Source organism: Ruegeria sp. C12 (genome assembly GCF_056537745.1).
This window is the reverse complement of the sequence record NZ_JBQFSA010000004.1, coordinates 241,899-258,975: the sequence shown is the minus strand read 5'-3', so window position 1 is coordinate 258,975 and position 17,077 is coordinate 241,899. Positions and strand designations below refer to the sequence as shown.

17 protein-coding genes are annotated in these 17,077 nt (G+C 60.1%); 9 read left to right on the top strand and 8 right to left on the bottom strand.

Annotated features, from left to right (window positions below; translation table 11 throughout):
- Positions 1 to 7 precede the first annotated feature (7 nt).
- The 4 genes from holA to ACR0C9_RS10480 form a co-directional block, all read right to left on the bottom strand.
- The gene (gene holA, locus ACR0C9_RS10495; protein ID WP_480780962.1) at positions 8 to 1,036 is read right to left on the bottom strand and encodes a DNA polymerase III subunit delta; all 1,029 of its coding nucleotides are present in this window, start codon (positions 1,034 to 1,036) and stop codon (positions 8 to 10) included.
- A complete protein-coding gene (gene lptE, locus ACR0C9_RS10490; RefSeq protein ID WP_480780961.1) occupies positions 1,033 to 1,524 on the bottom strand; it encodes an LPS assembly lipoprotein LptE in 492 nt (163 codons plus the stop codon). Before lptE ends, holA begins: the two co-directional genes overlap by 4 nt.
- Positions 1,511 to 4,045 carry a leucine--tRNA ligase gene (gene leuS, locus ACR0C9_RS10485; protein ID WP_480780960.1) on the bottom strand — a complete coding sequence of 845 codons (2,535 nt, stop codon included), beginning with the start codon at positions 4,043 to 4,045 and terminating at the stop codon, positions 1,511 to 1,513. The genes lptE and leuS overlap by 14 nt, the downstream gene beginning before the upstream one ends.
- Positions 4,046 to 4,117: 72 nt before the next feature.
- The gene (locus tag ACR0C9_RS10480; RefSeq protein WP_480586287.1) at positions 4,118 to 4,606 is read right to left on the bottom strand and encodes a DUF3576 domain-containing protein; all 489 of its coding nucleotides are present in this window, start codon (positions 4,604 to 4,606) and stop codon (positions 4,118 to 4,120) included.
- 286 nt (positions 4,607 to 4,892) lie between these two features.
- Here ACR0C9_RS10480 and ACR0C9_RS10475 point away from each other — a divergent pair, with 286 nt between their 5' ends.
- Together ACR0C9_RS10475 and ACR0C9_RS10470 are read left to right on the top strand one after the other, a co-directional pair.
- A complete protein-coding gene (locus ACR0C9_RS10475; RefSeq protein WP_480780959.1) occupies positions 4,893 to 5,918 on the top strand; it encodes a porin in 1,026 nt (341 codons plus the stop codon).
- A 104-nt stretch (positions 5,919 to 6,022) separates the two neighbouring features.
- Positions 6,023 to 6,682, top strand: a complete 660-nt coding sequence (locus tag ACR0C9_RS10470) for a YggS family pyridoxal phosphate-dependent enzyme (protein ID WP_480780958.1) — start codon at positions 6,023 to 6,025, stop codon at positions 6,680 to 6,682.
- Here the strand turns inward: ACR0C9_RS10470 and ACR0C9_RS10465 are convergent.
- Positions 6,666 to 7,166 (bottom strand): L,D-transpeptidase family protein, encoded by a 501-nt coding sequence (locus tag ACR0C9_RS10465; RefSeq protein WP_480780957.1) that lies wholly within the window; start codon positions 7,164 to 7,166, stop codon positions 6,666 to 6,668. The genes ACR0C9_RS10470 and ACR0C9_RS10465 overlap by 17 nt on opposite strands.
- Positions 7,163 to 8,257, bottom strand: a complete 1,095-nt coding sequence (gene ribA, locus ACR0C9_RS10460; protein ID WP_480780956.1) for a GTP cyclohydrolase II — start codon at positions 8,255 to 8,257, stop codon at positions 7,163 to 7,165. The genes ACR0C9_RS10465 and ribA overlap by 4 nt, the downstream gene beginning before the upstream one ends.
- 161 nt (positions 8,258 to 8,418) lie before the next feature.
- Here ribA and ACR0C9_RS10455 point away from each other — a divergent pair, with 161 nt between their 5' ends.
- A complete protein-coding gene (locus tag ACR0C9_RS10455; protein WP_050605036.1) occupies positions 8,419 to 9,105 on the top strand; it encodes a response regulator transcription factor in 687 nt (228 codons plus the stop codon).
- A 316-nt stretch (positions 9,106 to 9,421) separates the two neighbouring features.
- Here ACR0C9_RS10455 and ACR0C9_RS10450 read toward each other — a convergent pair whose 3' ends face one another.
- On the bottom strand, positions 9,422 to 10,126 hold the full coding sequence (locus ACR0C9_RS10450; protein WP_170634246.1) for a hypothetical protein: 705 nt from the start codon (positions 10,124 to 10,126) through the stop codon (positions 9,422 to 9,424).
- 376 nt (positions 10,127 to 10,502) lie between these two features.
- Between ACR0C9_RS10450 and ACR0C9_RS10445 the strand changes: the two genes are divergently transcribed.
- From ACR0C9_RS10445 to ACR0C9_RS10430, 4 genes are all read left to right on the top strand, one after another.
- Positions 10,503 to 11,291, top strand: coding sequence for an exodeoxyribonuclease III (locus tag ACR0C9_RS10445; protein WP_480780955.1), 789 nt, complete (start codon positions 10,503 to 10,505; stop codon positions 11,289 to 11,291).
- 76 nt (positions 11,292 to 11,367) lie between these two features.
- Positions 11,368 to 12,285, top strand: a complete 918-nt coding sequence (trxA, locus tag ACR0C9_RS10440; RefSeq protein WP_170455217.1) for a thioredoxin — start codon at positions 11,368 to 11,370, stop codon at positions 12,283 to 12,285.
- A gap of 27 nt (positions 12,286 to 12,312) precedes the next feature.
- Positions 12,313 to 12,954 carry an LON peptidase substrate-binding domain-containing protein gene (locus tag ACR0C9_RS10435; protein ID WP_170455215.1) on the top strand — a complete coding sequence of 214 codons (642 nt, stop codon included), beginning with the start codon at positions 12,313 to 12,315 and terminating at the stop codon, positions 12,952 to 12,954.
- Positions 12,951 to 13,136 (top strand): Trm112 family protein, encoded by a 186-nt coding sequence (locus tag ACR0C9_RS10430; RefSeq protein ID WP_170455213.1) that lies wholly within the window; start codon positions 12,951 to 12,953, stop codon positions 13,134 to 13,136. The genes ACR0C9_RS10435 and ACR0C9_RS10430 overlap by 4 nt, the downstream gene beginning before the upstream one ends.
- Here ACR0C9_RS10430 and ACR0C9_RS10425 read toward each other — a convergent pair.
- Positions 13,133 to 14,395, bottom strand: a complete 1,263-nt coding sequence (locus ACR0C9_RS10425) for an FAD-dependent monooxygenase (protein ID WP_480780954.1) — start codon at positions 14,393 to 14,395, stop codon at positions 13,133 to 13,135. The genes ACR0C9_RS10430 and ACR0C9_RS10425 overlap by 4 nt on opposite strands.
- A 52-nt stretch (positions 14,396 to 14,447) precedes the next feature.
- On the opposite strand from ACR0C9_RS10425, the gene ACR0C9_RS10420 reads away from it, so the two are divergent.
- Both ACR0C9_RS10420 and ACR0C9_RS10415 read left to right on the top strand, forming a co-directional pair.
- Positions 14,448 to 15,776 carry an amidase gene (locus tag ACR0C9_RS10420; protein ID WP_480780953.1) on the top strand — a complete coding sequence of 443 codons (1,329 nt, stop codon included), beginning with the start codon at positions 14,448 to 14,450 and terminating at the stop codon, positions 15,774 to 15,776.
- A gap of 109 nt (positions 15,777 to 15,885) precedes the next feature.
- Positions 15,886 to 17,067, top strand: a complete 1,182-nt coding sequence (locus ACR0C9_RS10415) for an aminotransferase class I/II-fold pyridoxal phosphate-dependent enzyme (protein WP_170455209.1) — start codon at positions 15,886 to 15,888, stop codon at positions 17,065 to 17,067.
- The last annotated feature ends 10 nt before the right edge of the window (positions 17,068 to 17,077 follow it).

The window sequence follows — 17,077 nt, the reverse complement described above, 5'->3', positions numbered from 1 at the left end:
CGCAGGGTCAGCGCGACCGGGCGAGCATTGCCAGACGGATCATGACACGTTCGACCAGCGCCATCGCCGGGGCTGTCTGCCCGGCTGAGCGCAAGGACAGGTCGGTATCGGTCAAAACGGTCAGCGCCGTTTGCAGCTTGGGTGCGCCCCATCCCTGCGCTTGCCGCAGAATGCGGTCGCGGCGTTTGCCATAGACCGGCGGGCGCAGCTTGCCGATTCCCTGCGCCGCACCGCCGGGGTCCGAGGCGCAGGCGTAAAGTGTGCGAAAATGCCGGGTCGCGCCGATGCACAGCGTCACCCCATTGGTGCCCTGCGCCTGCAGACGCCGGATCAGCGGCCCGATCTCACCAGCGCGGCCCTCGGCGACCACGTTCAGGACATCGTCCAGCGCCGCTTCGGTCGAACGGGGCGCGCAGGCTTCGATGTCCTCCAGGCTGAGTTCGCTGTCATCTCCGCGCTTGAACAGCGACAGTTTTTCAACCGTCTGGGCGAAATCGCCGGGGCTGAGGCTGACGGCCAGTTCGTTCAGCGCCGACATTGTGTCGCGCGGCACGTTCCGCAATCCGGCCTGGGCCAGCACACGCTCGACCTCGGCCCGTGAGGGCGGATCGTCATAGATACCAACCGCATAGGCCGCCGGGTGCGATTCGAAGGCTTTGCGGATTTTGGAACTGGGTTTCAGCTGCCCTGCGGTGACGATGATCTGCGCGTCTCCGGGTGCCCAATCCTCAAGCGCGGCCAAAATCGAGGGGGCGGCAGCATCCGTGGCTTCTTCGACGAACACGGCGCGGGGGCCGGGGAAGAAACCGACCGCTTTGACCGCATCCAGCAGTAAAGCGGGGTCGCCGCGCAAGTCGCTGCCGGGCATCCGGGTCAGGCGCATTTCCTCTTCGGCATTTGCGCCCAGCAAGGCCGCCAGCACCTGTTGACGCTTCAACGCCACCCGCATGGCATCCGCGCCGTAGATCAGCAGGCCGGTCTTGTCTGCATCCGGTTTGGCGAAATAGCCGTCAGCCTCACGCGGGCTCAGCTTCATGCGGTCAGGCCCGGCGTGGCGTAAAGGCGATTGACGATCTGATCCGACAGAATCGTCATCAGGCGCCGTGTCGCGTCGCGTTCATCGGCGAGTGTGGAAACCGTTGACCCAGACGCCGAATAGCCCACGAAATCGGTGACGGTGCCCGAGGCCACGATCTGCCCCGAGGCGTTCGAGCGCAGCGAATACTGCGCCCGTCCGTTGATCGTGTAGCGGTTGGTCTCGTTGGTTGTGGTGATGGCCGCGCTCTGAACCTGAGTAGAGACCTGCACGCTCAGCTTGTAATCCTTACCCGAGGTCGCACTGCGCCCAAGCTGCTGTTCCAGATTCTGAACCAGAAGGAACGTGTTTTCGTTATTTGGCGCAGACAGTTCGACCTTGCCAAACAGCGCCGATCCTGCCCCGCCCGGAGCGTAAACCGGTTGAAAGCCGCAGGCAGCAAGCGCCAGCGGCATCAACAGAAAGGTTCTTCGGTCAAACGACGACATTCACGATCCGACCCGGGACAACGATCACTTTCTTCGGGGCCGATCCATCCAGCGCCCTTTGCACAGCTTCGGTGCCAAGCGCGAGTTTTTCAACCTCGTTCTTGTCCATGTCCTTTGGAATGCTGATTTCGGCGCGGCGCTTGCCGTTGATCTGGATCGGCAGGGTGATGGTGTCATCGACCAGCATCGCCTCATCGGCCACCGGCCATGGCGCAGTTGCCACCAGCCCTTCGCCGCCCAGCAACTCCCAGAGTTCCTCTGACAGGTGCGGGGTCATCGGCGACATCAGTTGCGCCAGTGTCTTGGCGGCCTGACGCTTGGCGTCGGTGCCCGCCTTGGATTTGGCCAGCGTATTGGTAAAGGCGTAAAGCTTGGCAATCGAGGCGTTGAAGCCAAAGGATTCGACGCCTCCGGTCACATCATGGATGGCTTTATGCATTTCACGCAGCAAGGTTTCGTCTTCGCTGTTGGCCGGGTTGTCCGACTCGGCGATTTCTGAGGCGATGCGGTGCACGCGGGTCAGATGTTTGTACGCGGCCTCGGCCCCGGCGGCGGTCCACTCAACGTCCCGCTCGGGCGGCGAATCGGACAGCACAAACCAGCGCGCAGTATCTGCGCCAAAGGCCGAGATGATGCTGACCGGATCGACCACGTTCTTTTTGGACTTCGACATTTTGGCCGAGGGGATGATCTCGACCTCGGTGCCGTCGGCCAGTTTACCGTCGGTCACATCCTCGGGCAGGTGATAGACCGGGCGGCCCTTGGCGTCGCGGGTCTGGTAAATCTCATGCGTTACCATGCCTTGCGTGAACAGCGCATTGAACGGCTCGATGGCCTTTTTCGGCAGATGCCCGGTGATCTGCATCGCCCGCGCGAAGAAACGGGAATAGAGCAGGTGAAGAATCGCATGTTCGATGCCGCCGATATACTGGTCGACATTCATCCAGTATTCGGCCTCGGCCAGATCGGTGGGCGTTTCCGCGCGCGGAGCGGTGAATCGGGCGAAATACCACGACGAATCGACGAATGTGTCCATCGTGTCGGTTTCACGCTTGGCCGGGGCACCACAGGACGGGCAGGCGCAGTCACGCCAGGTCGGGTGGCGGTCCAGCGGGTTGCCCGGTTTGTCGAATGTGACATCGTCGGGCAGGCGGACCGGCAGATTCTCTTTCTTCTCGGGCACGACGCCGCAGGCATCGCAATGCACAACGGGAATCGGGCAGCCCCAATAGCGCTGACGGCTGAGGCCCCAGTCGCGCAGGCGGTATTTGGTGACGCCTTCACCCCAACCCGCCTTTTCGGCGAAATCGACGGTGGTGTTGATGGCCTCATCGCCCGTGGCCTCGGTCAGGCCCGCGAAATGGTTCACCCAGCGCACCTTTTCGGTCTTCGGCGGCACGAAGGCGATCTTGTCGACCGGCGTGTCATCATCCAGCGCAAAGAAGGTATCGACCACGGGCAGGCCGTATTTGCGGCAGAAATCGAGGTCGCGCTGGTCATGCGCCGGGCAGGCAAAGATCGCGCCGGTGCCGTAATCCATCAGGATGAAGTTGGCGATCCAAACCGGCAGCTCCCAATTCGGATCCAGCGGGTGGCGCACGCGGATGCCGGTGTCATAGCCCAGCTTTTCAGCGGTCTCGATGGCCTCTTCGGTGGTGCCACCCTTGCGGCATTCGGCAACAAATTCAGCGACTTCGGGGTTCTCAGACTCCAGCTCCTTGGCAATCGGGTGATCCGGTGAGATGCCAACGAAAGACGCACCCAGCAGCGTATCGGGGCGAGTCGTATAGACCGTGATCGGCTCACCTCCATCGGTGCGGTCAAAGCCGAATTGCAGGCCACGGGACTTGCCGATCCAGTTCTCCTGCATCAGACGCACCTTGGCGGGCCAGTTGTCCAGCGTATCCAGCGCATCCAGCAACTCTTCGGAATAATCCGAGATTTTGAAGAACCACTGCGTCAACTCGCGCCGCTCGACCAGCGCGCCCGAGCGCCAGCCGCGCCCGTTTTCCACCTGTTCATTGGCCAGAACGGTCATATCGACCGGGTCCCAGTTCACCACGGCGTTCTTGCGGTAAACCAGCCCGGCCTCGAGCATGTCCAGAAACAGCGCCTGTTGCTGGCCGTAATATTCCGGGTCACAGGTGGCAAATTCGCGTGACCAGTCGATCGACAGGCCCAGAGGTTTCATCTGCCCGCGCATGTCGGCGATATTGCCATAAGTCCAGTCTTTTGGGTGGCCGCCGATGGCCATGGCGGCGTTTTCGGCCGGCATCCCGAACGCGTCCCAGCCCATCGGGTGTAGCACGTTGTGCCCGGTCGCCAGCTTGTGCCGCGCGATCACGTCGCCCATCGTGTAGTTGCGCACATGCCCCATATGGATGCGCCCCGACGGGTAAGGGAACATCTCAAGCACATAGTATTTCGGCTTGTCCGCCTTGTGGTTGGCTGTGAAGATCCCGGCCTTGTCCCAGGCCTCTTGCCATTTTGCTTCGATTTCGTTGGCCGAGTAGCGCGACATCATGCGGTCCTTCGTGAATGAAAACGCCGGGTCAGAACCCGGCGTGGTCTTAGTGCGAAATTAGACGGGTTGCTAGAACTTACTGTCTGCAATGCGTAGCTGACGTGCGCGAGACAGGATCGCATCTTCAACCGCGCGCGAGGTTGCCGCGCTGACGGGTGCACCGCCGCTGGACTGCAACGCAACCGACAAGGACCGCGCCGCAAGCGCCGGGTCGCTGATATGCACGGTTGCCCGGTACGAACGCCCTCCGCCCGGAGGAGTGCCGTAACCCGTTACAATTACGCCGGTAAACGGATCCACCTCTTGCACAGGCAGGAAACTGAGAACGTCCAGCGATGCGGCCCACAGGTAACGGTTCACATTCGCTGTTTGCTCAGCACCGCTGCGGTCGAACACATCCCAGATGGTCGAACGGTTGGGGTCGTTCAGTTCCCGTTCAGCGGATCGGGTGCTGTCCGTATCGTTGTAAACCGGGTTCGGCGCAGCGCCGCGATTCGGGCCGCAGGCGGAAACGGCGGCGGTAATTGCAATCAGACCCAAAATCGTCGGCAGGCGCATCGTCAGCAGATCCTGTTTTCACTTGCTATACATCGTCGGGGGATACTCCTAACTAAGGTCCCTGTGTGCAACAAGCCTATTCTTTATGAATTGTCGGTGTGATTGCCGCCTGACAGGCCCCAAAACCGACTGTGGCATCCTTGCACCAATCTGATCCCAATGAACCCGCACCGCTTATGCCAAGCTTGCGCAATGGGGGCAAAAAGAGCGAAACGGTGTCCGTGCTGAGACATATGCCTTGGTATGTGTCGAGTAGATAAAACTTTTTGAAACCGAGGGAAACAAGATGAAAAAAGTTCTCTTCGCAACGACGGCGCTGATCGCGACCGCAGGCGTTGCAGCAGCTGAAGTGAAATTCAGCGGTTACGGCCGTTTCGGTCTGGGTTACCTGGAAGACCGCACAGGCACCGTTGACACCGTGTCCGTCGTAACCGGTACAGGTTCTGGCGCAGCGACTGGCGTTGAAACCGACGAAACCATCCTGGTCTCGCGTTTCCGTCTGAACATCGACGGCATCGTTGAAACCGACGGTGGCGTACGCTTTGAAGGTCGTGTTCGTCTGCAAGCTGACGAAGACGCAGGCAATGGCGAAGCAAACGCGGCCAGCCTGAACGGCGCGCGTTTCTCGGTCATCTTCGGCGGTCTGCGTGTTGACGCGGGCAACGTTGCTGGCTCGTTCGACAACCTGGCAAACTACTACGGTAACGAGCCTGGTCTGGAAAACTTCATCGGCCAGTACTCGGGCGTTGACTACAGCTTCCTGGGTTACAGCTCGACCGGCTCGGGCTCGAATGCTGTGTTCTTCCAGTATGCAGTTGGCGATTTCGCGTTTGGCGCGTCGTATGACCAGCGCACCTTCGCAAACGCTGCGGCAACCGGCTCGGACACCACCGACGCCGACCGTTGGGACATCAGCGCGACCTACACCTTCAACAACATCACTGCCGCTGTGGCCTATGGTGAGACCAGCGACATTGGTTCGCTTGACAAGCAAAGCCTGGCCGTTCTGACCCTGGGTGCAGAATTCGGTGACTTCTCGGGCACTCTGTTCGTCGCGGACGATGACGTTGCAGATGACAGCCGCAACGGTACCGCATATGGTCTGTCGGCTGCTTACAACGTGAACGCAGCAACCACCCTGACCTTCGCCTACGGTGACGGTTCGGCTGACGACGACCTGCAGCAGTACGGCATTGGTGCCATCTACGACCTGGGTGGCGGTGCATCGCTGCGCGGTGGTATCGGCAACCAGAAGCGTGGCGACGGCGACAGCCAGCTGCGTGCTGACTTCGGTGCACAGTTCAACTTCTAAGTTGATCTGAACCGAACGGTTCTTAGGGCGGGTCTTTGGACCCGCCCTTTTCTTTTGCCCGCACATGGTGTTCTGTCGCGCCAAAGACAGATTCGAGGAACGCCATGTCCCTGCAAGACATCACCGCCCGTATCACAAAGGCCGAAGCCAAAGCAGGCCGTGTCCCCGGGTCGGTCAAGCTGATCGCCGTATCGAAGGTTCAGCCGAATGAACGGGTTCGGGCCGTACTGGAACAGGGCCACCGCTGTTTCGGTGAGAACCGGGTGCAAGAGGCGGCGGGCAAGTGGCCCCCGTTCAAAGAGCAGTTCGACGGGATAGACCTGCACCTGATCGGACCGTTGCAAACCAACAAGGCGCGACAAGCGATAGAGCTGTGCGACGCGATCCATTCCGTCGACCGTCCGAAACTTGCCAAAACCTTGGCGCGGCTGGCGCAGGAGATCGGGTCCTGCCCAGACCTGTTCGTTCAGGTGAATACAGGGGAAGAGGAACAAAAGGCCGGGATTCTCCCGACCGACGCGGATGGGTTCATCGCAGAATGCAAGGCTCTGGACCTGCCGGTACGGGGGCTGATGTGCATCCCACCGGTCGATGAGGAGCCCGCGCTGCATTTTGCCCTGCTGGCCAAAATTGCTGAACGCAACGGATTGGACGGCCTGTCCATGGGCATGAGTGGTGATTTCGAGCAAGCCATCGCCCTTGGTGCGACCCATGTGCGGGTCGGCTCGGCCATTTTCGGCGAGCGGGTCAGGCCTGAGGAATAATCAGCCGCGTGCCCGGTGCGATCCGCCGGGCGATCCAGTGCAGATGATCGCGACGGAAGGCCACGCAACCTTCTGTCGGAAAGCGGGGCCGGCGCCATTGATGGACAAAGATGGCCGACCCCGCCCCCGGCACCGCATTTGGCCAGTTCCAGTCGGTTATTAGAACCAGATCATATAACGGATCCGCCCGGCGCAGCTTTTCATGGTTGAAGGCGTAAGGCGCTGAAACCAAACTGTTATAGTGGCTGTCGGACATATCGTCGGACCACAAATCCGTCGGGCCGATGGGCCGCGCCCAGGAACAGGGTGCAAGCATCCGATCCGGGCGATACAGCATCCCGACAATGCGGTGCGTGCCGATTGGGGTGGCCCCGTCACCCTCGCGTTTTGCGGCGCTCAGGCCCCCTTTCCCAATCGAACAGGGAAAGACGCGGCCCAGAAACCGGACGCCGCGTGGGGTCCAGACCAGATCGCCCGGTGTCACAGTAAATGCCCGGATTTCGCAGCCTTGGTGGCCAGATAGCCCCGGTTATGAGCCGTCTCACCCACTTTCAGCGGCACCCGCTCGGTCACTGCGATCCCGGTTTTCTCCATCATCGACATCTTGGCCGGGTTGTTGGTCAACAGACGCACCGAGCTAAAGCCCAGCGATTTCAGAATGTCCGAGCCCAGCCGGAAATCGCGCTCATCGTCTTCAAAGCCCAGCCGGTGATTGGCCTCGACAGTGTCAAACCCCTGATCCTGAAGGAAATATGCGCGCATCTTATTGGCCAGGCCAATCCCGCGCCCCTCTTGATTCAGGTACAGCAATACGCCTGCACCCTCAGCCCCCATTTGCGCCAGCGCGCCCCGCAACTGCGGGCCGCAATCGCATTTCAGGCTGCCAATCAGGTCGCCGGTAAAACAGGCCGAGTGCAGGCGCGCCAAAACCGGTTTGTCGCGATCCGGACGACCGATTTCTACGGCGTAATGCTCTTCGCCACCGTCTTCGGGGCGGAACACATGCAGACGTCCTGCCTCGGACACCTCCATCGGCAGACGCGCGGCGACAACCGGGTGCAGGGCGCTGCGATCCGCCAGATGAAGGGCCGCACGCGTGTGATCGATGCAGGTAAGGCCGTGCTGTGCCGCAAAGGCCCGGCCGTCCTCAACCGGCATCACAACAGCTGCCGGCAGCAGGCGTGCCGACTTGATCAGCGCGATGGCAATGCGATGCAGGTTTGCGTTCCCCTGCCGCTCGGTCATCAGGGGGCCCTTCATCGGCGCGTTCAGATCATCCGAGGGATCGGCAACCGCCTGCACCCAGTCAATCTCAACATCTGCCGGGATCACAACCCGCGCCAGATCCCCGTCATAGGCGCGCGCTTTCAGCGTCTCGGCCCGCCGTCCGGTGATTGCGACCACAGGTGTCCCGCCAAGCCCGCGCAAATCCGCCAGACGTTGGGGGCTGAGCGTCTCGGCCGCAAGCGCCAACACACTGACGCCGCTGTCGTCGGTCAGGGCCACGGGTACGCCCATGCGCAGGTCAGCCCGTGCGCGGGCCAACAGCTCGGTGATGTCGGGGTTCAGACTCATTGATAATGCCCAATCGCGTTCGGCGGACTTCTAACGGTTTCCAAAAGAAATGTGAAACATTTCCGCCGCGTCTGACACGATGGCGTGAGACGGGTGCAGCAAAGCTTGTCGATTGCATCTTCTACGCGCAAGTGATGGAAAAGGCTTAGGAGGACCGCGAAATGGCTCAGCTCAAGAAAATCCTGCTGGTGGATGACGACGAAGACCTGCGCGAAGCGCTTAGCGAGCAACTGGTGATGACCGAGGATTTTGACGTGTTCGAAGCCTCTGATGGTTCGTCAGCGATGGAGCGGGCCCGCGAAGCGATCTACGATCTGGTCATTCTGGATGTGGGACTGCCCGATACCGACGGGCGAGAGCTGTGCCGCCTGATGCGCAAACAGGGCGTCAAAAGCCCGATCCTGATGCTGACGGGCCATGACAGCGACGCCGACACGATCCTGGGCCTGGATGCCGGTGCCAATGATTATGTGTCTAAGCCCTTCAAATTCCCGGTTCTTCTGGCCCGCATCCGTGCGCAACTGCGCCAGCATGAACAATCCGAGGACGCCGTATTCGTTCTTGGCCCGTACACCTTCAAGCCAGCCATGAAGATGCTGATCACCGAGGAAGACCGCAAGATTCGTCTGACCGAGAAAGAGACCAACATTCTCAAGTTCCTGTACCGCTCGACCGATGGCGTCGTGGCACGCGATGTGCTTCTGCACGAGGTCTGGGGTTACAACGCCGGTGTCACCACCCACACGCTGGAAACGCACATCTACCGTCTACGTCAGAAGATCGAGCCTGATCCATCGAATGCACGCCTTTTGGTCACAGAATCGGGTGGATATCGCCTTGTATCGTGATCCGAGGTGGATTGATTTGGATCAAAGTGATACTCTGGCCTCATAATTAGGTTACTCCCAACCCGCGCATGTCCGGGTTATGACATGCACCTCCCTGTTGGACTGCCGGGCCTGATGGCCCGGCTTTTTTTGTGGGGAGTTGATTTATAAATGTCCGCTTTGAGCCCAAACTGTACCTTGCCCTTTCGAGCTGCGAGCGCCCGCAGCGCGGTAAATTTCGCATCTACTCAGTTCTTCACCCCGCGAGGCAGTGCAGATAGTGCCCTGTCATCAGCGCTGCTTCGGTTTTCCGCAGAGAGTGGTGTACGCGTAGTACTCAGTTGCTGAGCCTTACTTTTTTCACACTCATCCCGCGAGAAAACAGCACGTAGTCAAAGGTTTTTGGTGAGTACGCTCCGTGCTTAAAATAGAACTTGGTTGATCTGAAAGCGTTAGCTTGAAGGGGCTGGTCATATCGGCCCTTCATTTCGACCCGTCCATCCAACCAAACGGTAACATCGAAACCGCCGTTACCATCGAAGTTTATGAGGACTTTCAGTTCTTGTTCTGTCCCATCAAACCTAAGCCTGCCCGCAGATGGTTGCCGAGTCAGCTTTCCATATATGCAACCGCCGTTCGTGAACTCAGTGTCGCTCCAAAGCTCCATTCTGCCATTCGATAGAACCGTTACCTTGAGTGGCGGAGCGCACGAACGCCGCCCATCGTGCAGTTGGAAGATATCGAAGCGCTTTGGGCGGCTGCTTGTCATCGATACCCTTGAAGTAAACAGATAAGCCCCTTTCACATTTGGTTTCACATGTTTTGTAGAGATTTCAGCACGTTGCTGCCAAGATCCTCCTGGGCACCTGTTTGAACTGGTGGTAAAGCGCCAGTCCTTACCTTTCTTAGTGATCGCTCCTTGGTCGACTCCGCAAGAAATCGACCAGTTGTTAAGCTGGTTCGCTTGCGCGGGGGAAGCAACAAAGAGCACAGACGCTAGGGCCGGGAATGTTACGACCAACAACAGTCTTTGCAACCACATTGCGCTGGCACCTATCAGATCTTAACTCTGCTAGTCAGATATTTGCTGTCTTTCAAGAAATTCTCAATACCAAAGCGGTCATACTTGCCAAAACTTCAAACCTATGAGCAACACCTTCCTTGCCCACACTGCCGACCTAGTTATCCGCGCCTGTTGTGTAGTGAATTATAGGCTGAGATAACGTTGACGCTGAGAAACGACCGTTTTTGACAAAGGCGAAACCTGTAAAGCGGGCCTTGGCGCAGTCGCAGCGAAATGGTGCTTTGTCCGCTTAACTGCGATTCAGGTAACGAAGTTGTTCCGCGACCTTTTCTCATGGCACCTGGTTCTATGTCGCGCTAACCTCCGCCCAATCGCGACAGAGGAATCCCGACCCATGCCCTTCACCCTTGCCACCTGGAACATCAACTCGGTCCGCCTGCGCGAGCCTATCGTGCTGAAATTGTTGCAGGAAGAGGCTCCGGATGTGCTGTGTTTGCAGGAATGCAAGTCTCCGGTCGAAAAGATCCCGACCGAAGGGTTTGCGGAACTGGGGTATACCCACATGGTTGCCCGTGGCCAAAAGGGCTATAACGGCGTCGCCATTCTGTCGCGCCTGCCGATGGAAGAGGTGGGCGACAAGGATTTCGCCGGTCTCGGCCATGCCCGTCACATTGCAGGGCGGTTGGAAAATGGCGTGACGATCCACAATTTTTACGTCCCGGCAGGCGGGGATGTGCCGGATCGTGAGGTGAATGAGAAGTTCGGGCAGAAGCTCGATTACCTTACTGATATGCGCGACTGGTTCCATGCGGAGAAGCCCGAGAAGTCCATTCTGGTGGGCGATCTGAACATCGCCCCGCGCGAAGATGATGTCTGGTCGCATAAGCAACTGCTCAAGGTGGTCTCACATACTCCGATCGAGGTTGACCAACTGGCGGAAACGCAAGATGCGGGCGGTTGGGTCGATATCACCCGGCAGGATATCCCTGAAGGCCAGTTGTATAGCTGGTGGTCGTATCGTGCCCGGGATTGGGACGCGGCAGACAAGGGGCGGCGGCTGGATCACGTCTGGGCGACGCCGGATATCTCGAACGCGGGCCATTCCAGCCGTATCCTGCGCGCGGCGCGCGGATGGGAAAAGCCCAGCGATCACGCGCCCGTCTTTGCAAGTTTCGATCTGTAACCGGCAAACTCAGCCCTTGGTTTCTGCGCCAAGCGGTTGCATATAGGGCGCAAGTTCGAACGAAAGAGTATTTGCCATGGACCTTCTGAACCCGTCAGACAGCACCCCCGCCACCGATCTGATCAAGAACGGCTCTGAGGCCACGTTCATGGCCGATGTGGTCGAGGCGTCGCAGGACATCCCGGTGATCGTGGATTTCTGGGCGCCGTGGTGCGGCCCGTGCAAAACGTTGGGGCCATTGCTGGAAGAGGCCGTAACCGCCGCCAAAGGTGCGGTGAAGATGGTCAAGATCAACGTGGACGAGGCGCAGATGATTGCGTCTCAGTTGCGGATCCAGTCGATCCCAACCGTTTACGCCTTCTTCAAGGGTCAGCCGGTTGACGGGTTTCAGGGCGCGCTGCCGGGGTCCGAGATCAAGGCCTTTGTGGACCGCGTGATCGAAGCTGCAGGCGGCGAAAGCCCCGGTGGCCAGTTGGAGGAGGCCGTTCAGGCCGCCGAAGAAATGCTGGCCGAAGGGGCCGCCGTAGATGCGGCGCAGACCTTTGCCGCCATTCTGGGCGAAGACCCCAACCATGCAGCGGCCTATGGCGGGCTGGTGCGCGCGCATATCGCATCCGACGATCTGGAACAGGCCGAGGCGATCCTGAACGGTGCCCCGGCCGAGATTTCCAACGCGCCCGAACTGGAAGCGGCGCATGCACAATTGGAATTGGCGAAACAGGCGGCAGATGCGGGCCCGGTGGCTGAACTGACCGCTGCGGTCGAGGCCGAGCCCGACAACCATCAGGCGCGTTTCGATCTGGCGCAGGCGCTGCACGCCAACGGCGATGTGGAAGACGCCGTGGCGCAATTGCTGGAATTGTTCCGCCGGGATCGCGAATGGAATGACGGTGCGGCCAAGGCTCAGTTGTTCACGATTTTCGACGCGCTCAAGCCCAATGATCCGATTGTTCTGAACGGGCGGCGCAAGCTCAGCTCGATGATATTTGCCTAATTCCTGATCAGAGCTACACTCGGGTACATGATGCATCCCGCCGACCTGCCGGAAACGGTATCCGTTTTCCCATTGCCCGGGGCGCTGCTGCTGCCCCGTTCTCCCCTGCCGCTGCATATTTTTGAGCCGCGCTACCTGCAAATGGTGGATGACGCGCTGAAGACCAAGGAACGGCTGATTGCGATGGTCCAGCCGAACCCCTCGGCCAACGATGACACCAAGCTGCACCGCATCGGATGCGCCGGGCGCATCACCCAGTTTTCCGAAACCGAAGATGGCCGGTACCTGATCACACTGACTGGCATTTCCCGGTTCCGCATCAAATCCGAACTGGACGCCTTCACCCCGTATCGCCGGTGCGAGGTGTCATGGGATGGGTTTGATCGCGATCTGGGCAAGTCCGAGAACGATGATGGGTTCAATCGGACACGGTTTCTGACCCTTTTGGAACGGTTCTTCGTATCCCGCCAATTGTCCACCGACTGGGGTTCGCTGAAGGATGCCGATGATGAGCTTTTGGTGAATTCCCTGTCGATGCTGATGGATTTCGACCCGGAAGACAAACAAGCCCTGCTAGAAGCTCCGTGCCTGCGCACACGGCGCGAAACCCTTGTGACATTGATCGAATTCGCCCTGCGTGGCGGATCAAATGAGGAAACACTGCAATGAGTGATCCAGCAAACGCGTTCGACCGCCATATGCTTGAGGCGCTGATTTGCCCGCAGACGCATACAACATTGCACTATGACGCGGAAAAGCAGGAACTGGTGTCCAAAACCGCAGGGCTGGCCTTTCCGATCCGCAACGGGATTCCGGTGATGCTGGTGGATGAGGCGCGTCCGCTGGACTAAATCGGGCGGCCTTGCAGCAGTTTCGGCAGATCGCCAGTCAGACCTGCCGCTTCACGCACGAATCCGCGCCGCAATCCGGGCAAGGATCCGACGATCCCCATTCCGATATCGCGACCGATCCGCAGCAGCGGATTGTCGTTTGAAAACAGCTTGTTGAACACATCCGTCGCCATCGCAAGCGAGGCTGTGTCAAAGCGCCGCCACTCCTGATACCGCTGCAATACAAGGGTCGAGCCGATCTCTTCACCCCGCCGTCCGGCCAGTGTCAGCACTTCGGCCAGCGCGCCCACGTCGCGCAGACCGGCGTTCAGGCCTTGCCCGGCAATCGGGTGCATCCCATGCGCCGCATCCCCAACCAAGGCCAAGTGATCCGAGATAAAGGAATTGGCGATGGTCAGGTTCAGCGGATAGGTGAAGCGGTCGCCTTGCAGGCGGATGTCACCCAGAAAATCTCCGAATCTGGGCCGCAGAACCTGTAGGTACTCGGCCTCGGGCAGCGCGTTGATGCGATAGGCGGTGTCGGTGCGTTCGCTCCAGACGATGGAACTGCGATTGCCGGTCAGTGGCAGAATCGCCAGTGGCCCGGGGGGCATGAAGAACTGATGCGCGACGCCGTGATGGGGCAGGTCGTGCTCGATGGCGCAGACAAGGGCGGTTTGACCATAATCCCACCCGCTGCGCTTGATGCCCGCCCGCGCCGCCGTACCGCTGCGCCGACCGTCGCACCCGACGACCAGTTGCCCTGCAACCGTGCTGCCGTCATCCAATGTCAGGGTGACGCCGGATGTACCCGTTTCCTGCGCCACAACGGTCTTGCCGCTGATCTGGGTGATGCGCTTTTCCTCTGCCATCGCCTCAAGAAAGGCGCGGCGCAGGTGGCGATCCTCGACCATATAGCCCATCGGGCCTTCTTCGATCTCGGCATGGTCGAAATGCATGAAAAAGGGCGACGGGCCGGAACCGGCATGGCCGTCGGTCACCTTGATCTCAAGCATCGGCTGGGCGTGGTCCGCGACCCGCTCCCACACACCAATCGCGTCCAGCAACCGTTTCGAGGCCAGCGCCAGCGCATAAGACCGCCCGTCAAAGTCTGCGTCTGTACGGACCGTCTCGGCCAGAGAATCAATCACGCTGACCGCGTGACCGGTTTGCGCCAAGGCCAGTGCCAGGGCGGGGCCATTCAGGCCGCCGCCAACGATCAGGATATCCGATGCCCGTGTCATGCCCTGCAATATGCGCGCCCTTTCGGGATTGTCCATGTGCGGTCCTGTCGCTACCGTCCCGTTCAGGCAGAAAAGAAGGAGGGGTGAGATGCAGGAATGGCTAACCATGACGGCCTGTGATCTGGGTCGGGGCATCGGCATGGGGCAGATCGACCCTGTGGACCTGACCGAGACCTACCTGACCGCCATTGACGCCCACCCTCATCGCGACCGTATCTTTGCCCGCGTCACCCATGACCGCGCGCGGGCCGAGGCGAAGGCCGCAAAAGACCGCGCTGCTTTGGGTCTGCGCCGGTCCCTGCTGGATGGTGTTCCGATCAGTTGGAAGGACCTCTTTGATACGGCCGGTATCGGCACCGAGGCTGGATCGGCCCTGTTGAAAGGCCGTGTTCCGGATGCGGACGCCGTGGTTGTGCGCAACGCCACGTCCATGGGGGCGGTTTGTCTGGGCAAAACCCATATGAGCGAGTTGGCCTTTTCCGGTCTTGGCCTGAACCCGATCACCGGGACCCCGCCCTGTATCGATGATGAAGAGGCTGTGCCGGGCGGCTCATCCTCGGGCGCCGGGGCCAGTGTTGCCTGGGGTTTGGCCGCCTGTGGGATTGGGTCGGATACCGGCGGGTCGGTGCGTATCCCGTCGGCGTGGAACAATCTTGTGGGTCTGAAAACCACCGCGGGCCGGGTCAGCCTTGAAGGCACCGTACCGTTATGTCTGCGGTTTGACACGGTCGGCCCCTTGGCCCGGTCGGTCGAGGATGCGGCCCATGTTCTGGCGCTGCTGGAAGGCGGTACCCCCGCCGATTTGCGCGGCGCGTCTTTGGCGGGTCGTCGTTTTGCGGATCTGCAGAATGTCGCGAAGGACGATCTGCGAGACGCCCCGCGCGCGGCCTATGAGGATGCGCTGGCCCGTCTGGCCGATGCAGGGGCAGAGATCGTCCCGCTGGACGTGCCCGAGCTGAATGACGCGATGGGCCTGACCGGAGTGCTTTATACAACCGAGGCTTATGGCTTGTGGAAGGACGTTATCGAGGCCAACCCCGAGGCAATGTACCCCGAGATTTTGGAACGGTTCCGCATGGGTCAGGCTTTTTCAGGCCCCGACTATGTTGCGGCCTGGTCCAGACTCAAAGCCTGCCGTGCCGCATGGGATGCGGCCACTGCCGGATTTGATGCCGTTCTGGCCCCGACCGCACCGATCCTGCCGCCAATTCTGGACCGACTGCTGAGCGATCACGACTATTACGTGACCGAGAATCTGCTGGCCCTGCGCAACACCCGCATTGGCAACCTGATGGGGCTGGCGGCTTTGACTTTGCCGACCCAGACACCCGGTTGCGGGCTGATGATGCTGGGTTATCCGGGGTCCGAAGAGGCCCTGTTGCGGCTGGGCTCAGCGGCGGAAACCGCATTGGCGTGAATGCCACAATCCCCTGATTCGGCACCTCTTTGTCTGGACGGGGCGGGGTCTGATCTGTAATCTGCCAAAAAAGACGGGGCGAAATGACCCCGATATTGAGGCAGTAGTTATGATTTTCCCCGAGCGGTTTTCGAACCTACCGGAATATGCATTCCCGCGTCTGCGCACCCTGTTGGACCATCACCAGCCGGGGGGTGACGTGATTCACATGACCATCGGCGCGCCAATGCACGACTTCCCCGCTTGGGTGACGGATGTGATCACCGAAAATGCGGCTGGATTTCAGGGCTATCCACCGAATGAAGGCTCGCCCGAGTTACGTGGGGCAATCACCGACTGGATCAAACGCCGTTATGGCGTGAGTATGGACCCCGACACCAACGTCATGGCGCTGAACGGCACCCGAGAGGGGCTGTACAACGCGGCCATGGCGTTGTGCCCGGAACAGAAGAACGGCCAAAAGCCGGTCGTTCTGTGCCCGAACCCGTTTTATCAGGTCTATATGGTCGCCTCGATCTCGGTCGCAGCCGAGCCTGTTTTTGTCCCTGCCACAGCGGCCACCGGACATTTGCCCGACTATGCGGGCCTGCCCGAAGACGTGCTGAACCGCACCGCCATTGCCTATATCTGCTCGCCCGCCAACCCGCAGGGGGCCGTGGCATCGCGCGATTATTGGGCCGAACTGATCGCCCTGGCCGAGAAATACGATTTCCGCATCTTCGCCGATGAATGCTATTCCGAGATTTACCGGGATGAAGCCCCCACAGGCGTCCTGACCGTCGCGCAAGAGATGGGGGCAGATCCCGAACGGATCACGCTTTTCAACTCACTGTCGAAGCGGTCCAATCTGGCGGGTCTGCGGTCCGGTCTGATCGCGGGCGGTTCCGAAACGATCAAACGTGTCAAACAGTTGCGCAACTATGCCGGTTCGCCTTTGCCTATGCCATTGCAGGCTGCTGCTGCCAGGGTTTGGGCTGATGAGGCGCATGTTGTCGAAAACCGCGCGCTCTATCAGGAAAAATACGCCATTGCGGATGGGGTCTTTGCCGGTGTGCAGGGCTATATGCCGCCCGAGGCCGGGTTTTTCCTGTGGCTGCCCGTTGAAAACGGCGAGGAGACCGCATTGAAGCTGTGGCAAGAGACCGGAGTGCGGGTCCTGCCGGGCGCATATCTTTCTCAAGGCGATCCGGGGCAAAACCCGGGCGAGCACTTTATCCGGGCCGCTATGGTGGCCCCAAAAACAGAGTTGCAGCGCGGGCTGATTACGCTCCGCGACTGCATCTATTCGTGAGGTACGAGGG

Coding starts and splice junctions, on each gene's coding strand:
- holA (WP_480780962.1), bottom strand. CDS start 1,036: ATGAAGCTGAGCCCGCGTGAGGCTGACGGCTATTTCGCCAAACCGGAT.
- lptE (WP_480780961.1), bottom strand. CDS start 1,524: ATGTCGTCGTTTGACCGAAGAACCTTTCTGTTGATGCCGCTGGCGCTT.
- leuS (WP_480780960.1), bottom strand. CDS start 4,045: ATGTCGCGCTACTCGGCCAACGAAATCGAAGCAAAATGGCAAGAGGCC.
- ACR0C9_RS10480 (WP_480586287.1), bottom strand. CDS start 4,606: ATGCGCCTGCCGACGATTTTGGGTCTGATTGCAATTACCGCCGCCGTT.
- ACR0C9_RS10475 (WP_480780959.1), top strand. CDS start 4,893: ATGAAAAAAGTTCTCTTCGCAACGACGGCGCTGATCGCGACCGCAGGC.
- ACR0C9_RS10470 (WP_480780958.1), top strand. CDS start 6,023: ATGTCCCTGCAAGACATCACCGCCCGTATCACAAAGGCCGAAGCCAAA.
- ribA (WP_480780956.1), bottom strand. CDS start 8,257: ATGAGTCTGAACCCCGACATCACCGAGCTGTTGGCCCGCGCACGGGCT.
- ACR0C9_RS10455 (WP_050605036.1), top strand. CDS start 8,419: ATGGCTCAGCTCAAGAAAATCCTGCTGGTGGATGACGACGAAGACCTG.
- ACR0C9_RS10450 (WP_170634246.1), bottom strand. CDS start 10,126: ATGTGGTTGCAAAGACTGTTGTTGGTCGTAACATTCCCGGCCCTAGCG.
- ACR0C9_RS10445 (WP_480780955.1), top strand. CDS start 10,503: ATGCCCTTCACCCTTGCCACCTGGAACATCAACTCGGTCCGCCTGCGC.
- trxA (WP_170455217.1), top strand. CDS start 11,368: ATGGACCTTCTGAACCCGTCAGACAGCACCCCCGCCACCGATCTGATC.
- ACR0C9_RS10435 (WP_170455215.1), top strand. CDS start 12,313: ATGATGCATCCCGCCGACCTGCCGGAAACGGTATCCGTTTTCCCATTG.
- ACR0C9_RS10430 (WP_170455213.1), top strand. CDS start 12,951: ATGAGTGATCCAGCAAACGCGTTCGACCGCCATATGCTTGAGGCGCTG.
- ACR0C9_RS10425 (WP_480780954.1), bottom strand. CDS start 14,395: ATGGACAATCCCGAAAGGGCGCGCATATTGCAGGGCATGACACGGGCA.
- ACR0C9_RS10420 (WP_480780953.1), top strand. CDS start 14,448: ATGCAGGAATGGCTAACCATGACGGCCTGTGATCTGGGTCGGGGCATC.
- ACR0C9_RS10415 (WP_170455209.1), top strand. CDS start 15,886: ATGATTTTCCCCGAGCGGTTTTCGAACCTACCGGAATATGCATTCCCG.